Here is a 23468-nt window from a genome sequence, read left to right as displayed (position 1 = left end):
ATCTCGCGGACATTTTCGCATAAGCACAAAAACATCAAGGGGAGCATAATGCTCCCCTTGTTTTTTAAGCGGTTATCACAGCATCAATTATGACTGGCTGTCTAACAAGCGCGATGAGGTGATCTCAATTTTGCGTGGTTTCAATGCTTCAGGAATTTCACGCACTAAATCAACATTGAGTAAGCCATTTTCTAAACTTGCACCGAGCACAGTGACATAGTCTGCCAGCTGGAAAGTACGCTCAAAACCGCGTTCAGCTATGCCTTGATACAGGTATTTACGCTCGGTTTGGCTTTCAGCTTTATTGCCTTTCACCAGTAATTTTTCACCTTCACTGCTGATCTCAAGTTCATCCATTGAGAATCCGGCTACGGCCATCGTTATGCGATAACGATTTTCGCCGAGTAATTCGATGTTATATGGAGGATAACCTGAGTTGCCATTATTGGCGGCGGCATGTTCTGCCAATTGCGCTAAACGGTCAAAACCAATGGCACTGCGGTAAAGTGGTGTTAAATCATAAGTACGCATATTCATATCCTTGTCTTAAGCAATATGGAGAATTGGCGGACTGTTTTCAGGATGAAAACGTTTATAGAGTCTGCCGAATTAAATCTTCTGTCCTTACGGCACAGAATTCACACTAGGACCCTCATCGAGCGATCCTGAAATAGATATAAGGACGGGAGAGAGAATTTCAAGCAAGAAAATTAAAAAAATGTGCAGAACTTTAAAAGACCAATAAAAACAAACTCTAATTCAACTTTAAAACGGTGAAGCGAGACGTGAATGATATCGCTGCATTAGATTCATTGCGCACGGCAAGCAGTATTCGCTAAATTGCAGCCAATAAAAAAGGAGCCTAGGGCTCCTTTTTCAGTCTTAGCATCGAATTAACGAGTGCGTGGACACAGTTCTTCAGCGCTGAAGAAGTAAGCAATTTCACGAGCAGCAGATTCAACAGCATCAGAGCCGTGAGCCGCGTTTTCGTCAATGCTTTCAGCGAAATCAGCACGGATAGTACCAGGAGCCGCTTGAGCTGGGTTAGTTGCACCTAAAATTTCACGGTGAGCTAAAACAGCGTTTTCGCCTTCTAATACTTGGACCATGATAGGACCAGAAGTCATGAATGCAACCAGAACACCGAAGAAGCCGCGCTCGCTATGCTCAGCATAGAAACCTTCAGCTTGTTCTTTAGTCAGGTGTAACATTTTTGATGCAACGATCTTAAGACCAGCAGTTTCAAAACGATTGTAGATAGCACCGATGTGGTTTTTTGCAACAGCATCAGGTTTGATAATAGAAAATGTGCGTTCGATCGCCATAACTAGCTTCCTTTGTCAGCAAGTTTAAAAAAATTCGCGCGGATTATACGAAATTTAAAAGCTAAATCCTATCTTTATAGCAAATTAGTCTGAGATATTGCGCACATTCGCTTTATTCGTAATCAGCTTGATCACGCAAAAGACCCCGCTAGGAGGATAAATCCTCAGCAGGGTCCATTAACTCATTAAAAAATGGGATTATTTTCTATTTTTTGCCCAAATACCTGCCCAAGCAATCAAAGCGACTAAAATGACTGCGGGAGCAAGATCTAACAAGTGATGGAATAAACCGACACCGCCATGCCCTGGATGAGCCCAAGCCATTGAAGGGACAAGCATACATAACAATACAAGCAAAAGTTTCATGTGAACATCCTTGCAGTTGCGATAACAAAGTTAAGCCATTTAAATGCCTTAACCAATATACAACAAGGTACGATATCCGCTAAAAATGAACTTGACTGTGATCAAACTCTCGCCAAATATTCTCTGCGCCCCTGCAAATACGTGAGGTAAATCACCTTAGTTAAACGTCAAAAGGACAAGATGCCTCACATAAAAAGCCGTATCACCGCTGTGCTCACTACTTTTCATCAATCCAACACTGCTGAATCGCTTCCAGTATTTTTTCATTACAGTGCTTGGGATCATCGGCAAAATCATCCAAGGCTAACACCCACTCATACAATTGGGTGAAATGCAGCTGAGTAGGATTCACCTCTGGGTGTGCTTCGAGTAATTCCAACGCAATATCTAACGAATCTATCCAGGTTAATGTCATCGTTTTCCCCTATTCGGTTCGCTTTAATGGGTAAGTTCTTGCTAAACGGCGTTACCCATAAGGAGGTGAATCAAGTGTTGATATTCCGTAGTCAATACTCGACAGCAAGGACACTAACCCTGTGCTTGCGTCACCTTTTTCACTTTAATCGCATTTTTTTCAACAAAATCAATAATAGCACCCGCCACATCTTTCGTGGTGGCGCCTTCAATTCCTTCAAGACCGGGTGAAGAGTTCACTTCCATGATCACAGGGCCGTGGTTTGAGCGTAGCAAGTCAACACCAGCCACATTAAGCCCCATGGTCTTAGCCGCACGAATGGCGACTGAGCGTTCCTCTGGGGTTAATTTGACTAAACTTGCCGTGCCACCACGGTGCAAGTTAGAGCGGAACTCACCGGGCATAGCTTGACGCTTCATGGCGGCAATCACTTTATCGCCGAGCACGAAACAGCGAATGTCTGCGCCATTGGCTTCTTTAATATATTCCTGCACCATGATGTTGGCTTTAAGGCCCATAAAGGCTTCAATCACGCTCTCAGCCGCTTTACGGGTCTCGGCTAATACCACGCCGATACCTTGGGTGCCTTCGAGTAATTTAATCACCAGAGGCGCGCCACCCACCATATCAATCAAGTCGGGGATATCACTCGGTTTATTGGCAAAACCAGTAATGGGTAAGCCAATACCACGGCGTGACATCAACTGCATAGAACGCAGTTTGTCACGTGAGCGCGAGATCCCAACAGAATCATTTAAAGCATATACGCCCATCATCTCAAACTGACGCAAAACTGCCGAACCATAAAAGGTAATCGACGCCCCAATGCGGGGGATCACAGCATCAAATGCGGGTAACTCTCGCCCACCAATGTGGATACTCGATTGCCGCATGTTGATATTCATATAACATTCAAGGGGATTGATTACGTGTACTTCATGACCACGTAATTGAGCCGCTTCAACGAGTCGCTTCGTTGAATATAACTCAGGCCCTTGCGATAAGATCGCTATTCTCATTCTGGTCTCCGGCAACCATTAATTTTGAGCGCATAATACGCCTGCGCAGGGATAAATCAAACAACTAGAGGCATAGACAAGATTAGTTGCACAAATGCTCAACGCCAAAAGCAAAAAACCAGTCACGTGGACTGGTTTTAACAATTATCGCGGCAGCATTAATTGCCTTCGCTGACCATGTTAACCGTGTATTTAGGGATCTCAATCACCATGTCAGTGTCGACCACTTTCGCCTGACAAGATAGACGGCTTTCGGGCTCAAGTCCCCAAGCTTTGTCTAACATATCATCTTCCAGCTCATCACTTGACTCAAGATCATTAAAGCCTTCACGCACGATACAGTGACACGTCGTGCAAGCACAGGACTTTTCACATGCATGCTCGATATTGATGCCATTACGCAGCGCAACATCAAGAATGGTCTCACCAACATTCGCCTCAAGCACTGCGCCGTCAGGGCACAACTCGGCATGGGGAAGAAAGACTAATTGGGGCATTACATCACCTATATGTTGTCGATCGACTGGCCTTTGAATGCCACTCGAATAGAATTGTCCATACGTCTGGCAGCAAAATCTTGGGTTTGCTCATCCAGTTTTTCAATCGCGAGCTTAATCGCATCGGCATCATCGCCCGCGGCAACTTGCGCCACATTGGCCATAGTGGCATCGATTTGTCCACGCTCATCGGCATTCAGCAAGTCGCCATCTTTCGCTAACGCGGCATGTAAAGACTCGAGTACCCTCGCCGCCTCCACTTGCTGCTCGGCCAGCATACGACGACCGATATCGTCTTTGGCATACTTCATCGAATCTTTCAGCATAGTGGCAATTTCAGTATCCGATAAACCAAAAGATGGCTTAACTTGAATACTTGACTGCACGCCGGTGGATTTCTCCATCGCGGTCACGCTGAGTAAACCATCGGCATCCACTTGGAATGTCACACGAATGTGCGCAGCGCCTGCGGCTAACGGCGGAATACCTTTTAAGGTAAAACGCGCCAGTGAGCGGCAATCGGCAACGAGCTCACGCTCGCCCTGCACCACATGGAATGCCATGGCCGTTTGACCATCTTTAAAGGTGGTAAATTCCTGTGCTCGCGCAACCGGAATCGTCGTATTACGCGACACTACTTTTTCCACTAAACCGCCCATGGTCTCTATGCCTAATGACAAAGGGATCACATCGAGGAGCAGCAAATCAGATTCGGGTTTATTACCCACTAAAATGTCGGCTTGAATAGCTGCACCAATGGCGACAACACGATCGGGATCGATAGACGTCAGTGGTGGTTTACCGAAGAAAGCTTCAACCTGTTCACGCACTAATGGCACGCGCGTTGAACCGCCAACCATCACAGTTTCAAGCACTTCATCCGTTGTCACGCCCGCATCACGCAGGGTACGGCGACAGCTGGCAATGGTCTTCTTAACCAACGCCGCAATCATGGCATCAAATTCAGCTTTAGTAACGATTTGCGTCAGTTCAGTCCCATCGGCAAGGATCACTTTTGCTTCTGTTTCTGCTGCATCCGTTAAGGCTTCTTTGACTCGACGCGATTCAATCAACAGTTGACGGCTTAATTGTGAGTCGATGTCGCTAAGCTGCCACACTTGTTGCATATGTGCTTGCAGTAAATGATCGAAATCATCGCCGCCAAGCGCTGAATCACCACCGGTGGCTAACACTTCGAATACACCGCGATTCAAACGCAAAATAGAAATATCGAAGGTACCGCCGCCTAAGTCATAGATGGCAATCACGCCCTCTTGCTTAGAGTCTAAGCCGTAGGCAATCGCAGCAGCCGTCGGTTCATTCAACAGACGTAGCACTTTAACACCCAGCAAAGCTGCGGCATCTTTTGTGCCTTGGCGCTGGGCATCATCAAAATAAGCAGGCACTGTGATCACGACACCTTGCAGCTCGCCACCTAAGGTTTTTTCAGCACGGGCGATCAGCGGACGTAAAATCTCCGCAGACACTTGCACTGGATTCACTTGGCCTTGGGGAGTCACGAATAAAGGTAAACCGTTTTCGCTTTCGGCAAACTCGTAGGGGAATGATTGCTCGCCGGCTTTAATATCAGCCAGGCTGCGGCCCATAAAACGCTTAACCGAAACGATCGTGTTTTGCGGATCCTGCGCCGAACTCAACGCCGCAAGGGCGCCGACTTCGACTGAATCTTGGGTATAACGCACGATAGAAGGTAATGAATGCTGTCCAAGTTCGTCCGGCAGGGTTGCCGTCTCTCCACTTCGAACAGCCGCCACCAAAGAATTGGTCGTACCTAAATCGATGCCAACGGCAAGTCTATGTTGGTGCGGCGCGGCACTTTGACCGGGCTCAGCTATCTGCAAAAGGGCCATATATATCCAACTTAGTAATGCCAACTCAAGCGTGCTTGAGTTGGCAAAGTAACATAAACACGGAAAATCAATCTAACAGAGCGTCTTCGACTCTGGTCAACTCGTCGTGTAATTTTGCCATAAATTTGAGTTTGCGAACTTGATCCGCCGCTAACAATGCATCTTCAGCCTGCTCACTGGTTAACAGTTGAGTCAATTGCTGAGTGAGTTGCGCGCGGTACTGCGCAAACGATTGGTATAGCTCGTCAATACTCGCTTGAGGATCGGCACTATCGCGTATGTCTTCCAACGCCTCACGCCATTCCATTTGCTGCATCAAGAAGCCAGTATCTTTCACTGTGGTGGTTTCATGGCTTAATTCAATGCCACGCAGCGACAGCATATGCTCGGCGCGGCGAATGGGATCTTTTAAGGTTTGAAAACCATCATTGACTTGCGCCGTGCGCTGCACCGACAGCAGTTTTTGCTGCTCAGTATCATTGGCAAATTTATCGGGATGAACCGCCCGTTGCAGTTCGCGATAGCGTTCTGCAAGTAAGGCGGTATCAATATCGAAGGCAGGGGAAAATTTAAACAGCTCGAAATAATTCATGCGTCAACTTTAGCGGTTAAACAGTGAAACTCTCACCGCAACCACACTCACCTTTTGCGTTAGGATTATTAAATTGGAAGCCTTCGTTCAGCCCTTCTTTAACAAAATCCAGCTCGATCCCTTGAAGATAGATGAGGCTCTTGGCATCGATGATGATTTTCACATCTTCGATATCAAACACTTCATCGTCATCATTTAAAGAATCAACGAACTCAAGTACATAAGCCATACCAGAACAGCCTGATGTTCTTAAGCCGAGACGCAGGCCTACACCTTTGCCTCGGTTAACTAAGAAAGATCTGACACGATCGGCTGCCGCTGGGGTCATTGTAATCGCCATCTTAACTCCAGATGTTACTTAGCTTGTTTCGATTTGTACTCGTCGATAGCAGCTTTAATGGCATCTTCAGCCAAAATTGAACAGTGGATCTTCACCGGTGGCAATGCCAATTCTTCAGCGATATCTGTGTTCTTAATCGCCGCAGCTTGTTCGATAGTCTTGCCTTTAACCCACTCAGTTACCAGTGAGCTAGACGCAATCGCGCTACCACAACCGTAGGTTTTGAACTTAGCGTCTTGAATGATGCCATCAGCACCAATTTTCAACTGAAGTTTCATCACGTCACCGCAAGCAGGCGCACCTACCATACCGGTAACGACCGAAGGATCGTTTTTATCAAAAGAACCAACGTTACGTGGGTTCTCATAATGATCTATCACTTTTTCACTGTAAGCCATGGTACTGCTCCAAAATTATCTATTGTAAAGGTCAGAATTAATGATGTGCCCATTGAACTTGGTTCAGGTCGATTCCATCTTTAAACATTTCCCACAAAGGAGACATTTCTCTTAATTTATCAATAGATTGAGTAATTACTTCGATAGCATGATCGATTTCTTCTTCGGTTGTGAAACGGCCGATAGAGAAACGAATCGAGCTATGTGCCATTTCATCGTTTAAGCCAAGCGCACGTAATACGTAGCTAGGCTCTAGGCTGGCAGAGGTACAAGCCGAACCCGATGAAACCGCTAAATCTTTCAGTGCCATCATTAACGACTCGCCTTCAACATAGTTGAAGCTGACGTTGAGGCTACCGCTAACGCGCTCAATCGCATCACCATTGATATAGGTTTCTTCAATGTGCTTGATGCCATTCCATAATTTGTCACGTAATGCACCGATACGAGCGTCATCAGAGGCCATTTCCGCTTTTGCGATTGCAGCAGCTTCACCTAAACCTACGATTTGATGCGTTGGTAACGTACCGCTACGCATACCACGCTCATGACCACCACCGTGCATTTGCGCTTCTAAGCGAATGCGTGGCTTACGACGAACATATAGCGCGCCGATACCTTTAGGGCCATACATTTTGTGACCAGAAATCGAGATCAAATCCACTTTAGTGGCTTGCACATCGATAGGCACTTTGCCTGCACTTTGCGCTGCATCCATGTGGAAAATAATGCCTTTTGAACGGCATAGCTCACCGATTGCATCGATATCGTGGATCACACCGATTTCGTTGTTCACGTGCATGATGCTGACAAGGATAGTGTCGTCACGCATTGCCGCTTCTAAACGTTCCATCGGAATGATGCCGTTAGCCGCTGGCTCTAAATAAGTCACTTCGAAACCTTCGCGCTCTAATTGGCGACAGGTATCAAGAACGGCTTTATGTTCAGTCTTACTGGTGATGATGTGCTTGCCTTTCTTGTGATAGAAATGAGCAACACCTTTAATCGCTAAGTTGTTCGATTCCGTCGCGCCAGAGGTAAACACAATTTCGCGGTGATCGGCGTTAATTAACTCGGCAATTTGATTGCGAGCAATATCCACCGCTTCTTCAGCTTGCCAGCCGTAGCGATGTGAACGTGAGGCTGGATTACCAAAGATGCCGTCCATTGTCATGCATTGGAACATCTTTTCCGCGACTCTTGGATCAACAGGCGTGGTGGCGGCATAATCTAAATAGATAGGAAGCTTCATAACACACTCCGTACTGAGCAGTCTCTGCCGAGGCTACATACAACGTACAAAAATTATTTTTATCGTATAACAAAGTTCAGTTATAAACTGACTCTTTGTTCCTTTTGCATAGTGTCTTGCTTAAGCGAGATAAATTGCACATCTCGTTTCTGCATCAAGCCAGCAAGACTGATACCATCTAAAAAATCTGAAATTTGTTTGCTTAAATCGCCCCAAAGTGAATGGGTTAAGCAGCGAGTTCCACTCTGACAATTGCCAAGTCCTTGGCAACGAGTCGCATCGACAGACTCATCTACAGCATGGACAACCATGCCGACTGAAATATCATTGGCTTCTAGGCCTAAGCGATAACCACCGCCCGGTCCACGTACACTGGCAACTAAACCGTGTTTTCTTAGCTTAGCGAAGAGTTGTTCCAGATAGGAAAGCGAAATCCCTTGTCTCTCAGAGATGTCCGCTAAGGGAACTGGTCCCGATGCTGAGTGGATGGCCACATCTAGCATAGCGGTTACTGCATAACGACCTTTTGATGTAAGTTTCATAACTACCATAGCTCCCGAAGAGGTATGCTTTATTTCAACATACCCGAGTAAATCAGTCAAGTATTAAAACCTACTAAAACACTCAAGTATTGAGTGTGCACATAACCAATACCCTTTCATCTTGGTGGGGTATTTAACCTTTTTCCGGCTTAAGATTCAATGCTAGAGCGCCAATTAATCGACATCTAGCACGATATAAACCCAGGATAAAAGTGATCAGTACACTATGGCGCGGTCAAACTAAGGTTTGACCGCGGTATGAGCCTTTATAACAAGATCCGCTAAAGTAGAACCCTTGAAACTAGACTTTTAAGTCACTCAGACCATTACGTTAAAGCTAAATACTCGGATCAAACTCATCGATAGCATTTTGTCGCTTATCGGCGGCGGCTTTCTCTGCATCATTAAACTCGCCCATATCCAGCTCTGGCAGTTTTTCGGTGCAGACATTACCGCCCAGCCCTTGAATGGCTTGACACAACTCTTGAACTTTCGAGTCCATCAGATGCATATGATCCAGCATCTGCCCTATCGCATTGGCAACAGGATCGGGATTATCCGGTGATACTGCGTACGCATCAAAACCGTATTTTTTCGCCATCGCGCTGCGGCGTTCGGTTTTCTCTTTCGATTGCGGTGACGGTGATGCCACCACGCGCCCAGGAATACCGACTACTGTGGTATCTTTTGGCACATCTTTTACCACTACCGAGTTTGAACCCACACGCGCACCGTCGTGCATGGTAATAGGGCCGAGGATTTTTGCCCCCGCGCCCACCACCACGTTATTGGCTAACGTCGGGTGACGTTTACCCGCCTGCCATGTGGTTCCGCCAAGCGTCACACCATGATAAAGGGTGCAATCATCACCAATCTCAGCCGTTTCACCAATCACCACACCCATACCATGGTCGATAAAAAATCGATGACCTATGGTCGCACCTGGATGGATTTCTACACCCGTCAACCAACGGGAAAAAGTCGATAAACAACGTGCCGTTAAGCGCCAATCGCGCTTCCATAGCTTATGGCTTATCCGATGCAACCAAATGGCATGCATGCCCGGATAGTTAACCAAGATCTCAAACGCGCTGCGCGCCGCAGGATCACGGTGATATATAGATTCAATGTCTTCTTTTAGCCTAGCTATCACGCCCATTGTTTATCCCTTTACGGTCATTCTGTACGGTAATTATTGATGATTAGGATTTGGCTATTTGTCTTTAGAACCCGTCACTTTCTCAATAGAGGTCAAAATACCCCTGAGAATATTCATCTCCTGACTCTCAATCCGTGCGCGGCTAAACAAGCGGCGCAGTTTCATCATCACTTGTCCGGGATGATTCTTAATGATAAAGCCGGTTGATAGCAGTGTCGTCTCAAGGTGTGCAAAGAAACGTTCCTGATCGGCGGCCAAGGGATACTCAGTCAGCTCTTCTTCGGCCACTTCTTTTTGTGCGAGGTGGGCAACACGGGTTTCATAACAAATGATTTGTACGGCTTGCGCAAGATTGAGCGAGCTGTATTCAGGATTTGCAGGAATCGCCACATGATAAGTGCACTGTTGCAACTCTTCATTGCTCAACCCGTGGTTCTCACGGCCAAACACGATTGCAACGGGGCCTTTAAGTGCCTCTGTCGCTAATCTCACCCCAGCTTCTCTTGGCTCTAACATCGGCCAATCTAAGGTACGACTACGCGCGCTGGTTGCGATCACGAGACTGCAATCGGCAATCGCTTCAGCGAGTGAATCCACTTTCACAAGATGTTTCAGAATATCCGATGCACCCGCGGCTAATGCAATGGAATGCCCATCGGGTTCAACACGCGGTTCTGCAAGGTACAGATTTGACAGACCCATAGTCTTCATCGCTCTGGCAGTGGAACCAATATTGCCGGGGTGCGAAGTCCCCACTAAAACCACTCGAATATTACTTAGCATGAAACAACTTAATTTAATTCATAAAACGTTGGGGACGAATATTATCACAGCCATTGCCGAATGCTTATATGAAAATCGGTATTTGATATAACTATCAAATCGGGTATAATGCCGCCCGCTATTTTAACGTTCTTTAACATCCAGGGGATTGCAATGCATCCGATGCTGACGATTGCTGTACGCGCTGCCCGCGCGGCCGGCCAAAATATTATGCGCGCCTATACCGAACTTGACCGTATTGAAGTCAGTTCAAAAGGTATCAATGATTTTGTTACCAGTGTAGACAAGGAAGCAGAAGCGACAATTACTTACCAAATTCGTAAATCTTACCCTGATCACACTATCGTGGGTGAAGAGAAAGGCGAAAACCGCGGTGAGAATAACGACTACGTTTGGATAGTTGACCCTCTGGATGGCACTAACAACTTTGTTAGAGGCATTCCCCACTTCGCGATTTCTATCGCTCTGCAACATAAAGGTAAAACTGAAGTTGCGGTTGTTTACGATCCTGTCCGTGAAGAACTCTTTACCGCCGTCCGTGGTAAAGGCGCAAAACTCAATGATTTCCGTCTGCGTGTTACCAACGTGAATGAATTAGCCCCTACCATGATTGGTACTGGCTTCCCATTCAAGGCGCGTCAACACACTGAAACTTATATGGCTATTTTCGGCGAAGTCTTCGGCCAATGTGCTGACTTACGTCGTGCAGGTTCTGCCGCATTAGATTTAGCCTATGTTGCTGCGGGTCGTTTAGACGGCTTCTTCGAAATTGGCTTAAAGCCATGGGATATCGCTGCTGGCGATCTTATCTGCCGCGAAGCGGGCGGTACGGTTACCGATTTCACTGGCAACCATAACTATTTGATTTCTGGTAACATCGTTGCAGGTTCACCTAAAGTGACCACAGAATTAGTTAAAATCATGCGTCCTTTATTGAACGAAGCTTTAAAACGTTAATTGTAGGCGTTAATCTCGAAGCGTTAGTCTCGAAGCGTTAGCCTCGATTAACACTTAGCTTTCCAAAACGCATAGACACAAACCGTTAGACATAAAAAAGGCCAGTGGCAAACTCTTCTAAGAGCGCCCACTGGCCTTTTTGTTTATGTGGCTTTCATTCTAAAGCCTTCAGTACTCGAGCCATCAAGTCCTCACATCCTCAGTCGCCAAAACATAGTATCTGAGAAATAGTGCTTAAGAATAAAAGGAGTCTCCTGCAAGCGTCAGCACTGATTTCAGCACCAATCGGCTAACAGGACGTACAACCACTAATTGAGTTATCTCCCCGCTAAGGCTTGCGCTGGCGCAATCTGGCTGGCTTTCCAAGCAGGATAAAGCGTGGCGATTAAGCTCATCACAAACGCCATCACAATCACCAACGCCGCATCTGAGCCATGTAACTCAGACGGTAAAAAGTCGACAAAGTACACATCGGCTGACAGCAGTTGAATACCGAGTAACTGCTCCATAGTACTGGCAATCGCACTTAAATTCAGTGCCACACTCACGCCGATAATCCCGCCAAGACCACAGCCAAGCAGCCCATTCAAGGCGCCCTGCACCATGAAAATACCCATCACAGCAAGGCGGCTTAGGCCCATAGTCATCAAAATCGCAATCTCAGAGGCTTTATCCCGCACCGCCATTACTAAGGTGGAAACGATGTTAAAGCAGGCGACACCAATCACCAGCACTAGCACTAAGTACATAACAGTGCGAACCAACTGAATGTCTTGATATAAATGCCCTTGGGTACGGGTCCAGTCACTGATATACACCGACTGCTTTTGCGCATAACCAAGTTCACGCACTTTGACGGGTGCATCAAACACTTTATCGACGCTAATACGCACGCCAGTCACGCCGCTCTTCATGTTCAAAATCTGCGCAGCGTACTGCATAGGAATATAAGCCGTGGTCAGCTCAAGCTCGCCGCCAAGATTATAGGCGCCAGACACCACAAAACGATGGCTCTTCGCCGCGCGTAAACTGCCCGCCGCTTCTGGATCCATATCCTGCACATATAAGGCCAGCGTATCGCCAACCTCAAGCCCCAACTTGGTCAACAAACTCTGCCCAAGGACGATGTGATTTTCATCTTGGTCTAGACTCTGCCAGCTGGCATCGCTCATAAATTGCGCCAGTGTCGAGACCTTGATTTCTTCTTTTGGATCGATCCCCACGACAGCTAAACCTTGAAAACCGCCGGGCTTTTGCACTAAACCTTGCATGCGGATAAAAGGCGCCGCGCCGCGAATACCTTCAATTAACAGCGCGCCCTCGGCAACACTCTGCCAGTTCGCGATAGGCTCGCTCACACCGACTATGTCCGCCTGCGGCACGACGCCAAGCAATCTATGTTCTAACTCGCGCTCAAAACCATTCATTGCCGACAAGACGATGATCAATACCGCCACGCCTAAGGCGATGCCAGCAGTCGAAGCGAAGGAAATAAAGCTAATAAAGCTGTTGGATTGGCGGGCGCGATAAAAACGCCAACCAATAGATAAGGCTAACGGTCCTTTCATACTTGGGTTTCCGCCGCTAATTGCAGGAAGCCGTTCTTCATCATCAGTTGACGGTCCATACGGGCGGCCAATTTATGATCATGGGTCACCACCACAAACGCCGTACCCAGTTGTTCGGCGAGTTCGCGGATCAACTCATAAACCGCATCGCCACTGTTGGCATCTAAGTTACCCGTAGGTTCATCGGCCAGCACTAATTTAGGTTTATTAATCAAGGCCCTTGCGATAGCCACACGTTGACGTTCGCCGCCAGATAGCTCGGCGGGAATGTGCGTCATGCGATGCCCTAACCCGACCCGCTCCAACAAGGCTTTAGCATCGGCGAGCGCCAGCTTACGATCTTTACCTTGAATAAATGCCGGCATAGCGACGTTTTCTAACGCGGTAAATTCTGGCAATAAATGATGGAATTGATAGATAAAACCTAAGTCTTGGTTACGGATCTGCGCTTGGCGCGCACTGGACACTTGATATAAATCTTCGCCTAATAGCAAGACTTTACCTGCGGTTGGTTCATCCAACGTGCCCATGATGTGCAGCAAGGTACTCTTACCTGAGCCTGAACTGCCGACAATCGCCAACTGCTCGCCCTTAAACACTTGCATATCAACATTAGACAACACTTGCGTGGTCACGGCGCCATCATGGTAACTCTTACTGACACTCTGCACTTGCAGTAACACGTCTTGCATTGAAGTTCTCTCTTAAACAGGCTTTGGCATCGATTTATGTCATTAAATCAATGCATTTAATTATTCGCATCTTGCTAAACCGTCGCTCAATTCAAAAATGCCGACGGTTTACAGCTATTGGCGCATACCGTTACTCATATCTGAGCGCAGTCGCGGGTTGCACATTAGCAGCGCGCAGTGCGGGATATAAGGTCGCCAACAGGGTTACCAGTAGCGTACCAATCACGATCACAGACAACTGCATCAATTCCAGTTTCACCGGCAAACTTTGCCCTACGCCTAAAATAGAAATCCCTAAGGTGGTCATAATGCCATTCAGATTCAAGGTGATGAGTATCCCAACCGCCAGCCCCAGCACTAAACCGAGCACTGCATTGAGCGACCCTTGCACCACAAAAATACCCATCACGGCGGGTGTGGTCACGCCTTGGGTTTTGAGTACCGCCACATCTGTTGTTTTATCGACCACCATCATGACCAGCGCCGAGACGATATTGAATGCGGCCACGGCCACAATCAGACTCAACATCAGCGACATCATGTTCTTTTCCATTTTGACCGCACCGAACAAGTGGCCATAGGTATCACGCCAATCGCTGGTTGTCGCCTTAACACCTTGTTTAGCTAATATATCCTGCACTTTAGGCGCTAAAGCAGGTGCGCTAAAGGGATCGGCTAAATAGAGTCTGAGCTGTTCAATCGCCTCACTGGGTTGGCGCATAAGCCGTTTCGCATCTTGATAATGGATATACGCCACGCCCGCATCGACCTGAGAGCCCATTTCAAAAATGCCCGAGACCAAAAACTTACGTTGGCTCGGCACTGGGCCTAAGGGCGAATACACCACGCCATCGCCACTCAGTAATCGCACTGTATCACCTGGGGCGACTTTAAGTTGCCTTGCCAGCTCAGAGCCCAAAATCACCTTGTAGTCGCCGCTCGTCAGCTGCTCAAATGCACCTGAGTAAGTGTGCTGGGCAACCGAAGATAACTTTTCCGCTAACTCGGGGAACACGCCATAAACCTGCACAGCACGAATACTCGCCGCCGATTGCACCATGGCCTGCGTCGACACGCTCGGCGTCACGCCTAATACGCCAGGTAAGGCTTTAAGCGCACTCGCTTGCTTAGTCCAATCGACTAAAGGCGCTTCACTATAAAGGGTTAATTGCGGTACTGCGCCTAAGATACGTTGCTTGAGTTGGCCTTCGAGACCATTCATCACAGAACTCACGACAATGAGCGCGGCAACGCCTAAAAAAATGCCCGAAACGGCAAATAGAGTAATGAACGACGCGAACGCGTTCGCTTTTCTGGCCCGCCAATAACGGTAACCAATATAGAAAGGAAATCCTGGATTCATTGAAAGAGGGTTACGTCCTGTGTGCTGAACTTGCTAAATCATGAAGATGGGCACGATAATAGGGGTATTGGTCCTATAAATAAAGAGGCAAGCCTTGTTCACTGACACCAATCCGTATTTTAGTGTGCCTCACCCTTTTACCGCCTACTTAAGTCTGTGGCCGAGTTCCGAGCCATTACCCTCTGAAATGGCATTAAGATCAATGCAATCATTGGGTATTCAGCTACTCAGCGAAGTAAAAACGCTCGAGGCCAATTGCTTGCTGCAACTGCGCCATTTAGACAACGACGCTAAGGTGGTGGTGGACTTTTTAAAGCTGCAATCCCGCAAAGTGGATTTAGTACTGCAGCATGTATTAGAGAAAGAAACTCAAGAAGGCGAAAAATTCATTGGCAATCAGTTTGGTGGCAGCGGCCTAAGACTGCTCACACCCACAGCCTTGGACATCGGCTCAAACTATAAAATCACCCTGTTTATTCACGACGAGTTAGTCGCCATTCTCTGTTTTGGCAAAGTAACCGCCTCTACCGCGCAAAAAACGCTATCTACCGAGAGCAGCGCCAATCGAGATACTAATAGCGGTGACACACAAAGCCCCGAGTTCAATACTCAGGCGGAACTTCAGTCTCCTGCCACGCAATGGCAAACCGACTTTGAATTCAGTCAAATTCTCGAAGCTGACGTGGAGCAATTAGTCAAAGCCAGCCTCAATGTGCAGCAGAAACAACTCAAGTTACGTAAACTCGCCAGAGACGAGCGTCAATAGCCGCTGACTTTTCACTGGCACCTGCGCCATCAAGTCTCTACAATGTCTGCAACTCTTTGTGAATGAATCAGTTTATCGCACGCCAATGACTCACATATCAGCCCTAACGCCGCCAGCCGTCAAAAATGGCAATCAAATTCAGACTCTGTCCACCGTGGGCGGCGTTTGCCAAGCCGTTACACTCGCCAGTTTAGCGCGTCAACATAAGGGGACGACCTTAGTTGTCACCAGTGATACGCCAAGCGCCTTAAGCTTAGAGCTAGAACTGAGTTATTTGCTCTGTAAAACAGGCATTAAGGTCAGATTATTCCCTGACCGCGAAACCTTGCCCTACGACAGTTTTTCGCCCCATCAGGATTTGATCTCTCAGCGACTCGAAACCCTGTCGCAGCTGTCTCAAATTGAGCAAAACATCGTTATCGTGCCCGTCACGACCTTGATGATGCGCCTGCCACCTAAGGCCTATTTGAGCGCCAACGTGTTTGTGCTGAAAAAAGGCGACAGCTACAAGTTACACGATGTACGCCAGCATTTAACCGACACTGGCTACCATTCGGTTGAGCAAGTGTATGAACACGGCGAGTTTGCGATTCGCGGCTCGATTCTGGATATCTTCCCCACTGGGATGAATATGCCGCTGCGCATCGAGCTATTCGATGAAGAAGTGGAGACCATCCGCCATTTTGATCCCGAAACCCAACGTTCATTGCAACCTGTTGACTCGATTCGCCTATTGCCCGCGAAGGAATTTCCGACCGACAGCTCAGCCATCGAAGGCTTTAGACAAAGATACCGTCGCCGTTTTGAGGTCATAGTTAAAGAGCCGGAATCAGTTTATCAGCTGGTGAGCCGCAACTTGATGCCGGCGGGGATTGAAAACTACCTCCCGCTGTTTTTTGATGACACAGCGACCCTATTCGATTACTTGCCCAAGGATACTCAACTCGTCACTTTAGGGGATATCGAAAAGTCGGCGCGCGCGCATCTGCAAGAAGTCGAACATCGCTATCAAGACAGGCGCGTCGATCCACTGCGGCCGCTACTGGCGCCTAAAGAGCTGTATTTACTCATTGAAGAGTTATTTGCCGCCTTTAAACCGCTACCACGTTACCAAATGCACGTGCCGACAGATGGCACTGAAACGACGAAAGCGGTGGTTATTGCCGCCAGCACCCTGCCCGATATCAGCGCCAACCATAAATTAAAGCAACCGCTGTTAGCGCTGCAAGATTATGCCAGCAGCGCCAAGCGCATGTTGTTTAGCGCTGAGTCCGAAGGTCGCCGCGAAGCGCTGCTTGAATTGCTCGCTAAAATTCAGTTAAAACCTGCGCTGTTTAACCATTTTGATGAATTTATTCAAAGTGATGCCAAGTTAGGCCTTATCGTGTCGCCGCTATCACGCGGTTGTTTACTGCAGATCAGCGCCAAAGATAGCATCAGTATCATTTGTGAGACTGAACTCTTCGGCCATCGTATTTCCCAGCAACGTCGCCGTGAAAAACATCGTCAGATCAGTAACGATGCCCTGATTAAAAACTTGGCCGAACTCAAAGTCGGTCAACCCATTGTGCATTTAGAACACGGTGTTGCCCTCTACAAAGGCTTAGTCACGCTAGATACAGGCGGACTGGTCGCCGAATACCTGCAACTGGAATACGCCGGCGGCGATAAACTGTATGTGCCAGTGTCTTCATTGCACCTTATCAGCCGCTACAGTGTTGGTGCCGACGAAGACGCCCACTTAAATAAACTCGGTAACGAGATCTGGGCAAAAGCCAAGAAAAAAGCCATTGAAAAAATCCGCGATGTTGCGGCCGAGCTGCTTGATGTCTATGCCCGTCGCCAATCCCGTCCCGGCGAAAGCTGTGAGATTGACGAAGAAGAATACGCCCAATTCGCTCGCGGTTTCCCCTTCGAGGAAACCGTCGATCAAGAAAGCGCCATCATCGCCGTGTTAGCCGATATGCAATCGCCGACCGCAATGGACAGATTAGTCTGTGGCGATGTGGGCTTTGGTAAAACCGAAGTCGCCATGCGCGCCGCCTTTGTGGCCGTCAACGCCGGCAAACAAGTGGTCGTGCTGGTTCCGACCACATTGCTTGCCCAGCAACACTATGAAAACTTTAAAGACAGATTTGCCGACTGGCCCGTAGTCACCGAAGTGATGTCACGTTTTCGTACCGCCAAAGAACAGAATCAAGTGCTGCAGCAACTGGAAGAAGGCAAAGTCGATATTGTTATCGGGACCCACAAGTTACTGCAATCTGAGGCCAAGTTTGAAAACTTAGGCCTGCTGATCATCGACGAAGAACACAGATTTGGTGTACGTCAGAAAGAGAAAATCAAGGCGCTGCGTGCCAACGTCGATATCTTAACCCTGACCGCGACGCCTATTCCACGGACCTTAAACATGGCCATGTCGGGCATGCGCGATTTATCGATTATCGCCACCCCGCCCGCCAAACGTTTAGCGGTGAAAACCTTTGTGCGGGAATCCGATCCTGCAACAGTGCGCGAGGCTATTTTGCGGGAAATTCTCCGTGGCGGCCAAGTGTATTATCTGCACAATAATGTTGAAACCATTGAGAAATGTGCCCAAGGTATTATCGATCTACTGCCTGAAGCGCGAGTCGTCGTTGCCCATGGGCAAATGCGTGAGCGTGACCTTGAGCGGGTGATGTCAGACTTTTATCACCAAAGATTCAACGTGTTAGTCTGTACCACTATTATCGAAACTGGTATCGACGTTCCGAGTGCCAACACCATTATTATCGAGCGCGCCGATACCTTTGGTCTGGCGCAGTTACACCAATTACGCGGCCGCGTCGGACGCTCGCACCATCAGGCCTATGCCTATTTGATGACGCCGCATCCTAAACGTATGACCCCAGATGCGCGTAAGCGTTTAGAAGCCATTGATGCCCTTGAAGATCTCGGTGCAGGCTTTATGCTGGCGACGCAGGATTTAGAGATCCGCGGCGCAGGTGAACTCTTAGGTGATGAGCAGAGCGGCCATATTTCGAAAATTGGTTTTAGCTTATACATGGAAATGCTCGAAGCGGCAGTCAAAGCCTTAAAACAAGGCAAAGAGCCTTCGCTGGCGCAAATGCTCAATCAGCAATGCGAGATTGAACTGCGTATCCCCGCCCTGCTGCCTGAGGCCTATGTGAGCGACGTGAATATTCGTCTATCCCTCTATAAACGCATTGCTGGTTGCGAAACCGAAGCGGCGCTGGATGAGTTAAAAGTCGAATTGATCGACCGTTTTGGCCTATTACCCGAACCGACGCGCAACTTAATGGAAATGACCCTCTATAAACATGAGGCGACTCGCTTAGGGGCGACTAAAATAGAAGTGCACAGTAAAGGTGGCAGCATCGAATTTAGTCATGATCACGTCATCGATCCTATGTTTATTATTGGATTACTCCAAAGCCAGCCACAAATCTATCGAATGGAAGGACCGAATAAGTTAAAGTTCAGCCTTGCGGCCGAAACCAGCAAAGACAGGCTCGCTTTGGTCAAACTCTTGCTCGAACAATTATCGCAACATCGTCTTGGAGATAAATAGTGTTACGTAAACTCGCGGTCTCTATCGCTACCCTCATTGCACTATCGCACAGTCAGGTCGTCCAAGCGGAAGCTTGGTTCGAAGTTGAAGTCTATGTATTTGAACGCCAAAGTCAGTCAACTGAGCAATGGTCAGATACGCCGATCAAGACGAAAACCGATAAAGCGATAGACTTGATCTCTCCAGCGGTTGCACAAGTCGTTACCCCAATGGCGAGTGAGTCGGCGCCTTGTACGCTAGTATTTGATGCCGATGCCAATAGCCATTGCGCCGAAACCTTAAACGGTGAGCCAACTTCTGAGCCTATAGCCGCCGCGCCAACCAGTGTTGAATATCGCTATCCGCCAGTGATCCCATCAGAAATCAGCAGCGCAACGACCAGCTATGCCAGCGCTAATGGTGGCCCAGTGTTATTAGCGCGCAGCCAAAGCCAATTCGCGAGCATTATCAATAGTATCTCCCGTGAACGCGGCACGCGCAGTTTACTGCACATGGCGTGGCAACAACCGATGCGTGGCAAAAGTGGTTCAGTGCCTATTCGTTTATTTGCGGGTAAGGATTTCTCGGATACCTATCATTTTGATGGCAGAAAAATTGTTACGCCAACTCAAACTGAACCTATGATCAATGCCGATGCGCCTATGCTTGCGCCAGTGGTATCACCGGTGTGGGAATTAGATGGCACACTGAATATCTATTTAAGCCACTATTTGTATATTGAAACTGCACTGAATATGCGAAAAGAAGGCAGGAAGCTATTACCAGCAATGCCAAGCGATGCCGCCGATACCAGCGCAACACTCACGGCGCCTAAAGTCATGACACCGTTTTTAATGTCGGTGCCTTTGGAGCAAAACCGCCGGGTGAAGAGTGAAGAAATCCATTATTTAGATCACCCCGAAATGGGCATGGTGATCCAAATTCGTAAGATGGCACAACCTAGTGCACAGCAAAAAAGTCAGAATGCCGAATCGATACAAACGGTTGGGCAATACTGAGTCAGCAAGTAAACAGCGAAAGGCTTGAGTCTTACTCTAAAATGAATGACTTAGACTGTACTGCTGTTTAAGACTGCACTTTTAGCTTAAGACTGTACTGCTGTTTAAGACTGTACTATGGAGAAGTCGAGGTAGATATGATCGGCTTCGTCTTCTCCCACAGTAACCGTTAATCCCTCGGTACAAGGCACGCCCACTTCGCACCAAGTAATCAAGTTATTCACCGCAATATCACTGCCTTGGGCTAATACTTCGACACTACCATCACGGCAATTGGTGACATAGCCTGTCACGCCCAAGGCTCTGGCCTTAGTCAAGGTCGCATGCCGACAACCCACACCTTGTACTTTACCCGTTAAACTTATCAATACACGCTTCATCTCACGCCCCTTTTGCATTGCACACAAGCCTGTTATTGGATTAAGCATAGCCGCAATTATCCGAAGGCTAAGTGTTAACCTATGGATCTATAGAGCAAAAAACAAACGATATTTTATTTTAGGCAAAAAAAACAGCTAACAAGACTGCAGTTAGCTGTGTCGGGCGACATACGCAAAGGGATATCCAATAAATGGACAAATACAACAGCAACTCTGTAGCATTTTGTTACAAAATAGCAAGGCTGGCTACTTTACACAATAAATAATTATTTTCAAGAGTTTGAAAAGTAAAACTATCCCTCCCCAGCGAATATAATGCTTTTAGCTGAAAACGGCTCCTACCTCTGCCTGCATTGTTCATTAAAAAAACACCCCTGTGAAAATCGCAGAAACATGAGGGCGCATTGACGTTCAACGCTGGGATTGTGCTTGTCCAGACCAGCTCGCAATTGCGAAACGAGGGTTTGGGAAGTGAGGGTTGTAGAATTGAAGTGTCGCTATGCTACTCCAATAGCGGCTGATGTGTTTGGCGAAGCGTTACAGCAAGACAAGCAAAAATATGCCAGCTACACATTCAAAAGACAACAGCAAAAAACCGGCATAGTCTGCCGGTTTCTGTTTTATTGCGCGATAAGTTGATTACGCGATAACCTGCTACTCGCTGATCATCTGACCATTTTGATAGCGATACTCGGATGAGGGTTCACCATTAAAGTAATACACCGACCTGCCGTGCAGTTGATTATCGAGATACTCATCACTTTGCAGCAGGCTGCCATCTTCGTTAAAACTGTAGCCTTTGCCCTGCAATTGACCTTTATCATCATATTGCGTCAGCCCTAATAAATGGCCGTTAGCGGAAAAGGCCTGCCAGCTCCCGACTTCGTGTCCTGCTTCATAGTTGCCATGCCAGAGCTTAACCATGCTGTAGCTGCTTTCATCTTGCAGCAGCCATTGGCCTTCACGTTGACCGTTAACATACTGACCTTGAGCTTGCAGCTGTTTATCAAAACCACGCTGTAAATATGCGCCATGTAACTTAGCGTTTTTATAAAATGCTCGGTGCATTATTGTGCCATCAGCTGAGATTTCACTCTGTTCACCGTTAAGCTGACCTTGTTGATTAAACTGCTCATTGCGGGTCGTGTCAGTATTTTGTGTGACCCACTGACCAACTTTTAAGCCCAAGTGGTATTGGCCCTTCACAAAACTGCCGTCCTCGGCGTTATCTTCTCGATAGGCACCGTGCATTTGACCTTTGCTGTAGTTGATTTGCCTGACATAACCATTCCAGCCAGCACCGATATACAAGCCTTCATATTGCCCCTTGAGTTGTTCATCACGTTCAAGCAGCTCACCAGCCGAGTCAAAGCGCTGACGTAAACTCCAATCTTTTACAGTATCTTGCTGATATTTATGGGTTAGATTTCCAGTAGCATCGAAGCGCTGTTCCGTGCTAATAAGGCCTTTAGCGAGGTATTGAGTATCGGTTTGGGTGGCGACATTACCAACATCATCATAGGTAATATTTTGTATTTCTCGGCCATCATTATCGTACTCTTGCTGCATGGCTAACAGCCCTGGCCCTTTAAAACGCTGCTGTAAACCTACCTGCTTGCCATGCTGATAATGTTTAAGCTCTTGCAGAATATCTGCAGCCTGATAAATCAACACTTCTCCATGCATTTTTCCATTCAGGTAAACTTCTTTAGTGTATAACCAGCCCTCTTTAGCCCAAAACAGTCGTTCACCTTGGTATTTTCCCGCCACCATATTCACGCTTTGTTCTGGCTTACCATTGTCATAGAAGCTCTCATATCGCCCTTCCATACCGTTTGCGCCATAGTTTGCACGCGATGCCAGCTGGCCGTTGGCATGATAACTTTCTACCGACCCCAACTGTGCATCATTCACTCGATGCTCATGGCGCTGCAATTGACCATTTTGATAGTAGCTTTTCTGCTCGCCGTTCAACTGCCCATTCTGGTAGTGGTACTCTCCCGAAAGCGCTCCGTCTTCCCAATAATGCAGATGCGTGCCCTGATAATGTCCTTGCGCATCGCTACTGCCCTTGCGAGACAATTGACCGTCGGGGTAGAAAAACTCGAAATCGCCAACGATAAAACTCTCGACTAAATTGGGATTGTTGACACTGCCCTTAAAAACCGGTTTATCCGTTTCTAAATAAAATAGCTGCAATGGCCACTCGCCATTTTGTTCTGTCGGCGCTTGCTCCAGATAATAAATGGCTTCGCCCGGCACATCGCTAAGCCGCCATTCTTGGTCGAGTAAAATTCGCTCAGCCGACAAATTAAACGACATCAGTAGCGCAGATAATAGTAATAAGACTCGCATATTCTGCTCCTTAAGGTAACGCAGGGAATGTATTAACCCACTGTTTATTTACAGGTTCGCCGCTTATCGTCAGCTGTTCTATTTGTGCTGCGCGCCCCGCCAGCACAAACCAGCGTTGCTCACGTAATACTTGCTGCAACGGGCGCTGATAAAAATCAGTACTGTCACCTTGCATAGCAGGCGCAAGGGGTAAATTCTGCGCATTTAGAAAACGATAGCGCCGCATAAATTCGGCCACGGTTTGAGTGGTATCCAAATC

Annotated in this window: 23 protein-coding genes and 1 pseudogene; 4 read left to right on the top strand and 20 right to left on the bottom strand. The window is 47.5% G+C overall.

The window, feature by feature from the left end:
- Nucleotides 1-87: 87 nt before the first annotated feature.
- The 14 genes from FW758_RS04030 to trmJ all read right to left on the bottom strand — a co-directional run bounded on the left by FW758_RS04030 (nt 88) and on the right by trmJ (nt 10559).
- Nucleotides 88-531 (bottom strand): Hsp20 family protein, encoded by a 444-nt coding sequence (locus FW758_RS04030; protein WP_006081847.1) that lies wholly within the window; start codon nt 529-531, stop codon nt 88-90.
- A gap of 362 nt (nt 532-893) precedes the next feature.
- Complete coding sequence (gene ndk / locus FW758_RS04025; protein WP_446444702.1) at nt 894-1325, bottom strand: nucleoside-diphosphate kinase; 432 nt, start codon at nt 1323-1325, stop codon at nt 894-896.
- A 198-nt stretch (nt 1326-1523) separates the two neighbouring features.
- On the bottom strand, nt 1524-1691 hold the full coding sequence (locus FW758_RS04020) for a hypothetical protein (RefSeq protein WP_006081849.1): 168 nt from the start codon (nt 1689-1691) through the stop codon (nt 1524-1526).
- A 217-nt stretch (nt 1692-1908) separates the two neighbouring features.
- Entirely contained in the window at nt 1909-2106 is a 198-nt protein-coding gene (gene iscX, locus FW758_RS04015) for a Fe-S cluster assembly protein IscX (RefSeq protein ID WP_006081850.1), read from the bottom strand.
- Between the two features lie 113 nt (nt 2107-2219).
- Nucleotides 2220-3125 (bottom strand): 30S ribosomal protein S6--L-glutamate ligase, encoded by a 906-nt coding sequence (gene rimK / locus FW758_RS04010; RefSeq protein ID WP_006081851.1) that lies wholly within the window; start codon nt 3123-3125, stop codon nt 2220-2222.
- A gap of 158 nt (nt 3126-3283) precedes the next feature.
- Entirely contained in the window at nt 3284-3622 is a 339-nt protein-coding gene (fdx, locus tag FW758_RS04005; protein ID WP_446444701.1) for an ISC system 2Fe-2S type ferredoxin, read from the bottom strand.
- An 8-nt stretch (nt 3623-3630) separates the two neighbouring features.
- Entirely contained in the window at nt 3631-5493 is a 1863-nt protein-coding gene (hscA, locus tag FW758_RS04000; RefSeq protein ID WP_012587532.1) for a Fe-S protein assembly chaperone HscA, read from the bottom strand.
- Between the two features lie 67 nt (nt 5494-5560).
- On the bottom strand, nt 5561-6085 hold the full coding sequence (gene hscB / locus FW758_RS03995; RefSeq protein WP_012089341.1) for a co-chaperone HscB: 525 nt from the start codon (nt 6083-6085) through the stop codon (nt 5561-5563).
- A gap of 16 nt (nt 6086-6101) precedes the next feature.
- A complete protein-coding gene (gene iscA / locus FW758_RS03990) occupies nt 6102-6425 on the bottom strand; it encodes an iron-sulfur cluster assembly protein IscA (protein ID WP_006081855.1) in 324 nt (107 codons plus the stop codon).
- A 14-nt stretch (nt 6426-6439) separates the two neighbouring features.
- The gene (gene iscU, locus FW758_RS03985; RefSeq protein WP_006081856.1) at nt 6440-6823 is read right to left on the bottom strand and encodes a Fe-S cluster assembly scaffold IscU; all 384 of its coding nucleotides are present in this window, start codon (nt 6821-6823) and stop codon (nt 6440-6442) included.
- 37 nt (nt 6824-6860) lie between these two features.
- Nucleotides 6861-8075, bottom strand: coding sequence for an IscS subfamily cysteine desulfurase (locus FW758_RS03980; protein ID WP_006081857.1), 1215 nt, complete (start codon nt 8073-8075; stop codon nt 6861-6863).
- Nucleotides 8076-8155: 80 nt separating this feature from the next.
- Nucleotides 8156-8617, bottom strand: coding sequence for a Fe-S cluster assembly transcriptional regulator IscR (gene iscR / locus FW758_RS03975; RefSeq protein ID WP_006081858.1), 462 nt, complete (start codon nt 8615-8617; stop codon nt 8156-8158).
- A gap of 337 nt (nt 8618-8954) precedes the next feature.
- The gene (gene cysE / locus FW758_RS03970) at nt 8955-9776 is read right to left on the bottom strand and encodes a serine O-acetyltransferase (RefSeq protein WP_006081859.1); all 822 of its coding nucleotides are present in this window, start codon (nt 9774-9776) and stop codon (nt 8955-8957) included.
- 54 nt (nt 9777-9830) lie between these two features.
- Nucleotides 9831-10559, bottom strand: a complete 729-nt coding sequence (gene trmJ, locus FW758_RS03965) for a tRNA (cytosine(32)/uridine(32)-2'-O)-methyltransferase TrmJ (RefSeq protein ID WP_006081860.1) — start codon at nt 10557-10559, stop codon at nt 9831-9833.
- Between the two features lie 153 nt (nt 10560-10712).
- On the opposite strand from trmJ, the gene suhB reads away from it, so the two are divergent.
- Nucleotides 10713-11516: an inositol-1-monophosphatase gene (gene suhB, locus FW758_RS03960; RefSeq protein WP_006081861.1), complete on the top strand. Its 804-nt coding sequence runs from the start codon at nt 10713-10715 to the stop codon at nt 11514-11516.
- Nucleotides 11517-11833: 317 nt separating this feature from the next.
- On the opposite strand, the gene lolE is transcribed toward suhB, so the two are convergent.
- From lolE to FW758_RS03945, 3 genes are all read right to left on the bottom strand, one after another.
- The gene (gene lolE, locus FW758_RS03955; RefSeq protein ID WP_071939409.1) at nt 11834-13084 is read right to left on the bottom strand and encodes a lipoprotein-releasing ABC transporter permease subunit LolE; all 1251 of its coding nucleotides are present in this window, start codon (nt 13082-13084) and stop codon (nt 11834-11836) included.
- Nucleotides 13081-13776: a lipoprotein-releasing ABC transporter ATP-binding protein LolD gene (gene lolD, locus FW758_RS03950; protein ID WP_446444700.1), complete on the bottom strand. Its 696-nt coding sequence runs from the start codon at nt 13774-13776 to the stop codon at nt 13081-13083. Before lolD ends, lolE begins: the two co-directional genes overlap by 4 nt.
- A gap of 130 nt (nt 13777-13906) precedes the next feature.
- On the bottom strand, nt 13907-15139 hold the full coding sequence (locus FW758_RS03945) for a lipoprotein-releasing ABC transporter permease subunit (RefSeq protein WP_446444699.1): 1233 nt from the start codon (nt 15137-15139) through the stop codon (nt 13907-13909).
- Nucleotides 15140-15233: 94 nt separating this feature from the next.
- Here FW758_RS03945 and FW758_RS03940 point away from each other — a divergent pair, with 94 nt between their 5' ends.
- From FW758_RS03940 to FW758_RS03930, 3 genes are all read left to right on the top strand, one after another.
- Nucleotides 15234-15905 (top strand): hypothetical protein, encoded by a 672-nt coding sequence (locus FW758_RS03940; protein WP_446444698.1) that lies wholly within the window; start codon nt 15234-15236, stop codon nt 15903-15905.
- An 85-nt stretch (nt 15906-15990) separates the two neighbouring features.
- Entirely contained in the window at nt 15991-19476 is a 3486-nt protein-coding gene (mfd, locus tag FW758_RS03935; RefSeq protein WP_446444697.1) for a transcription-repair coupling factor, read from the top strand.
- A complete protein-coding gene (locus tag FW758_RS03930; RefSeq protein WP_446444696.1) occupies nt 19476-20474 on the top strand; it encodes a peptidoglycan binding protein CsiV in 999 nt (332 codons plus the stop codon). Before mfd ends, FW758_RS03930 begins: the two co-directional genes overlap by 1 nt.
- Before the next feature lie 104 nt (nt 20475-20578).
- Here the strand turns inward: FW758_RS03930 and FW758_RS03925 are convergent, their stop codons facing one another.
- The 3 genes and pseudogenes from FW758_RS03925 to FW758_RS03915 form a co-directional block, all read right to left on the bottom strand.
- Nucleotides 20579-20854 (bottom strand): acylphosphatase, encoded by a 276-nt coding sequence (locus FW758_RS03925; RefSeq protein WP_446444695.1) that lies wholly within the window; start codon nt 20852-20854, stop codon nt 20579-20581.
- 654 nt (nt 20855-21508) lie between these two features.
- A complete protein-coding gene (locus FW758_RS03920) occupies nt 21509-23209 on the bottom strand; it encodes a toxin-antitoxin system YwqK family antitoxin (RefSeq protein ID WP_446444694.1) in 1701 nt (566 codons plus the stop codon).
- Between the two features lie 10 nt (nt 23210-23219).
- Nucleotides 23220-23468, bottom strand: a pseudogene (locus tag FW758_RS03915) (hypothetical protein); the annotation flags it as partial.

It is taken from the genome of Shewanella sp. 1180_01, assembly GCF_052850535.1.
The sequence above is the reverse complement of the archived record's forward strand: the minus strand, read 5'-3'. Positions and strand labels throughout refer to the sequence as shown.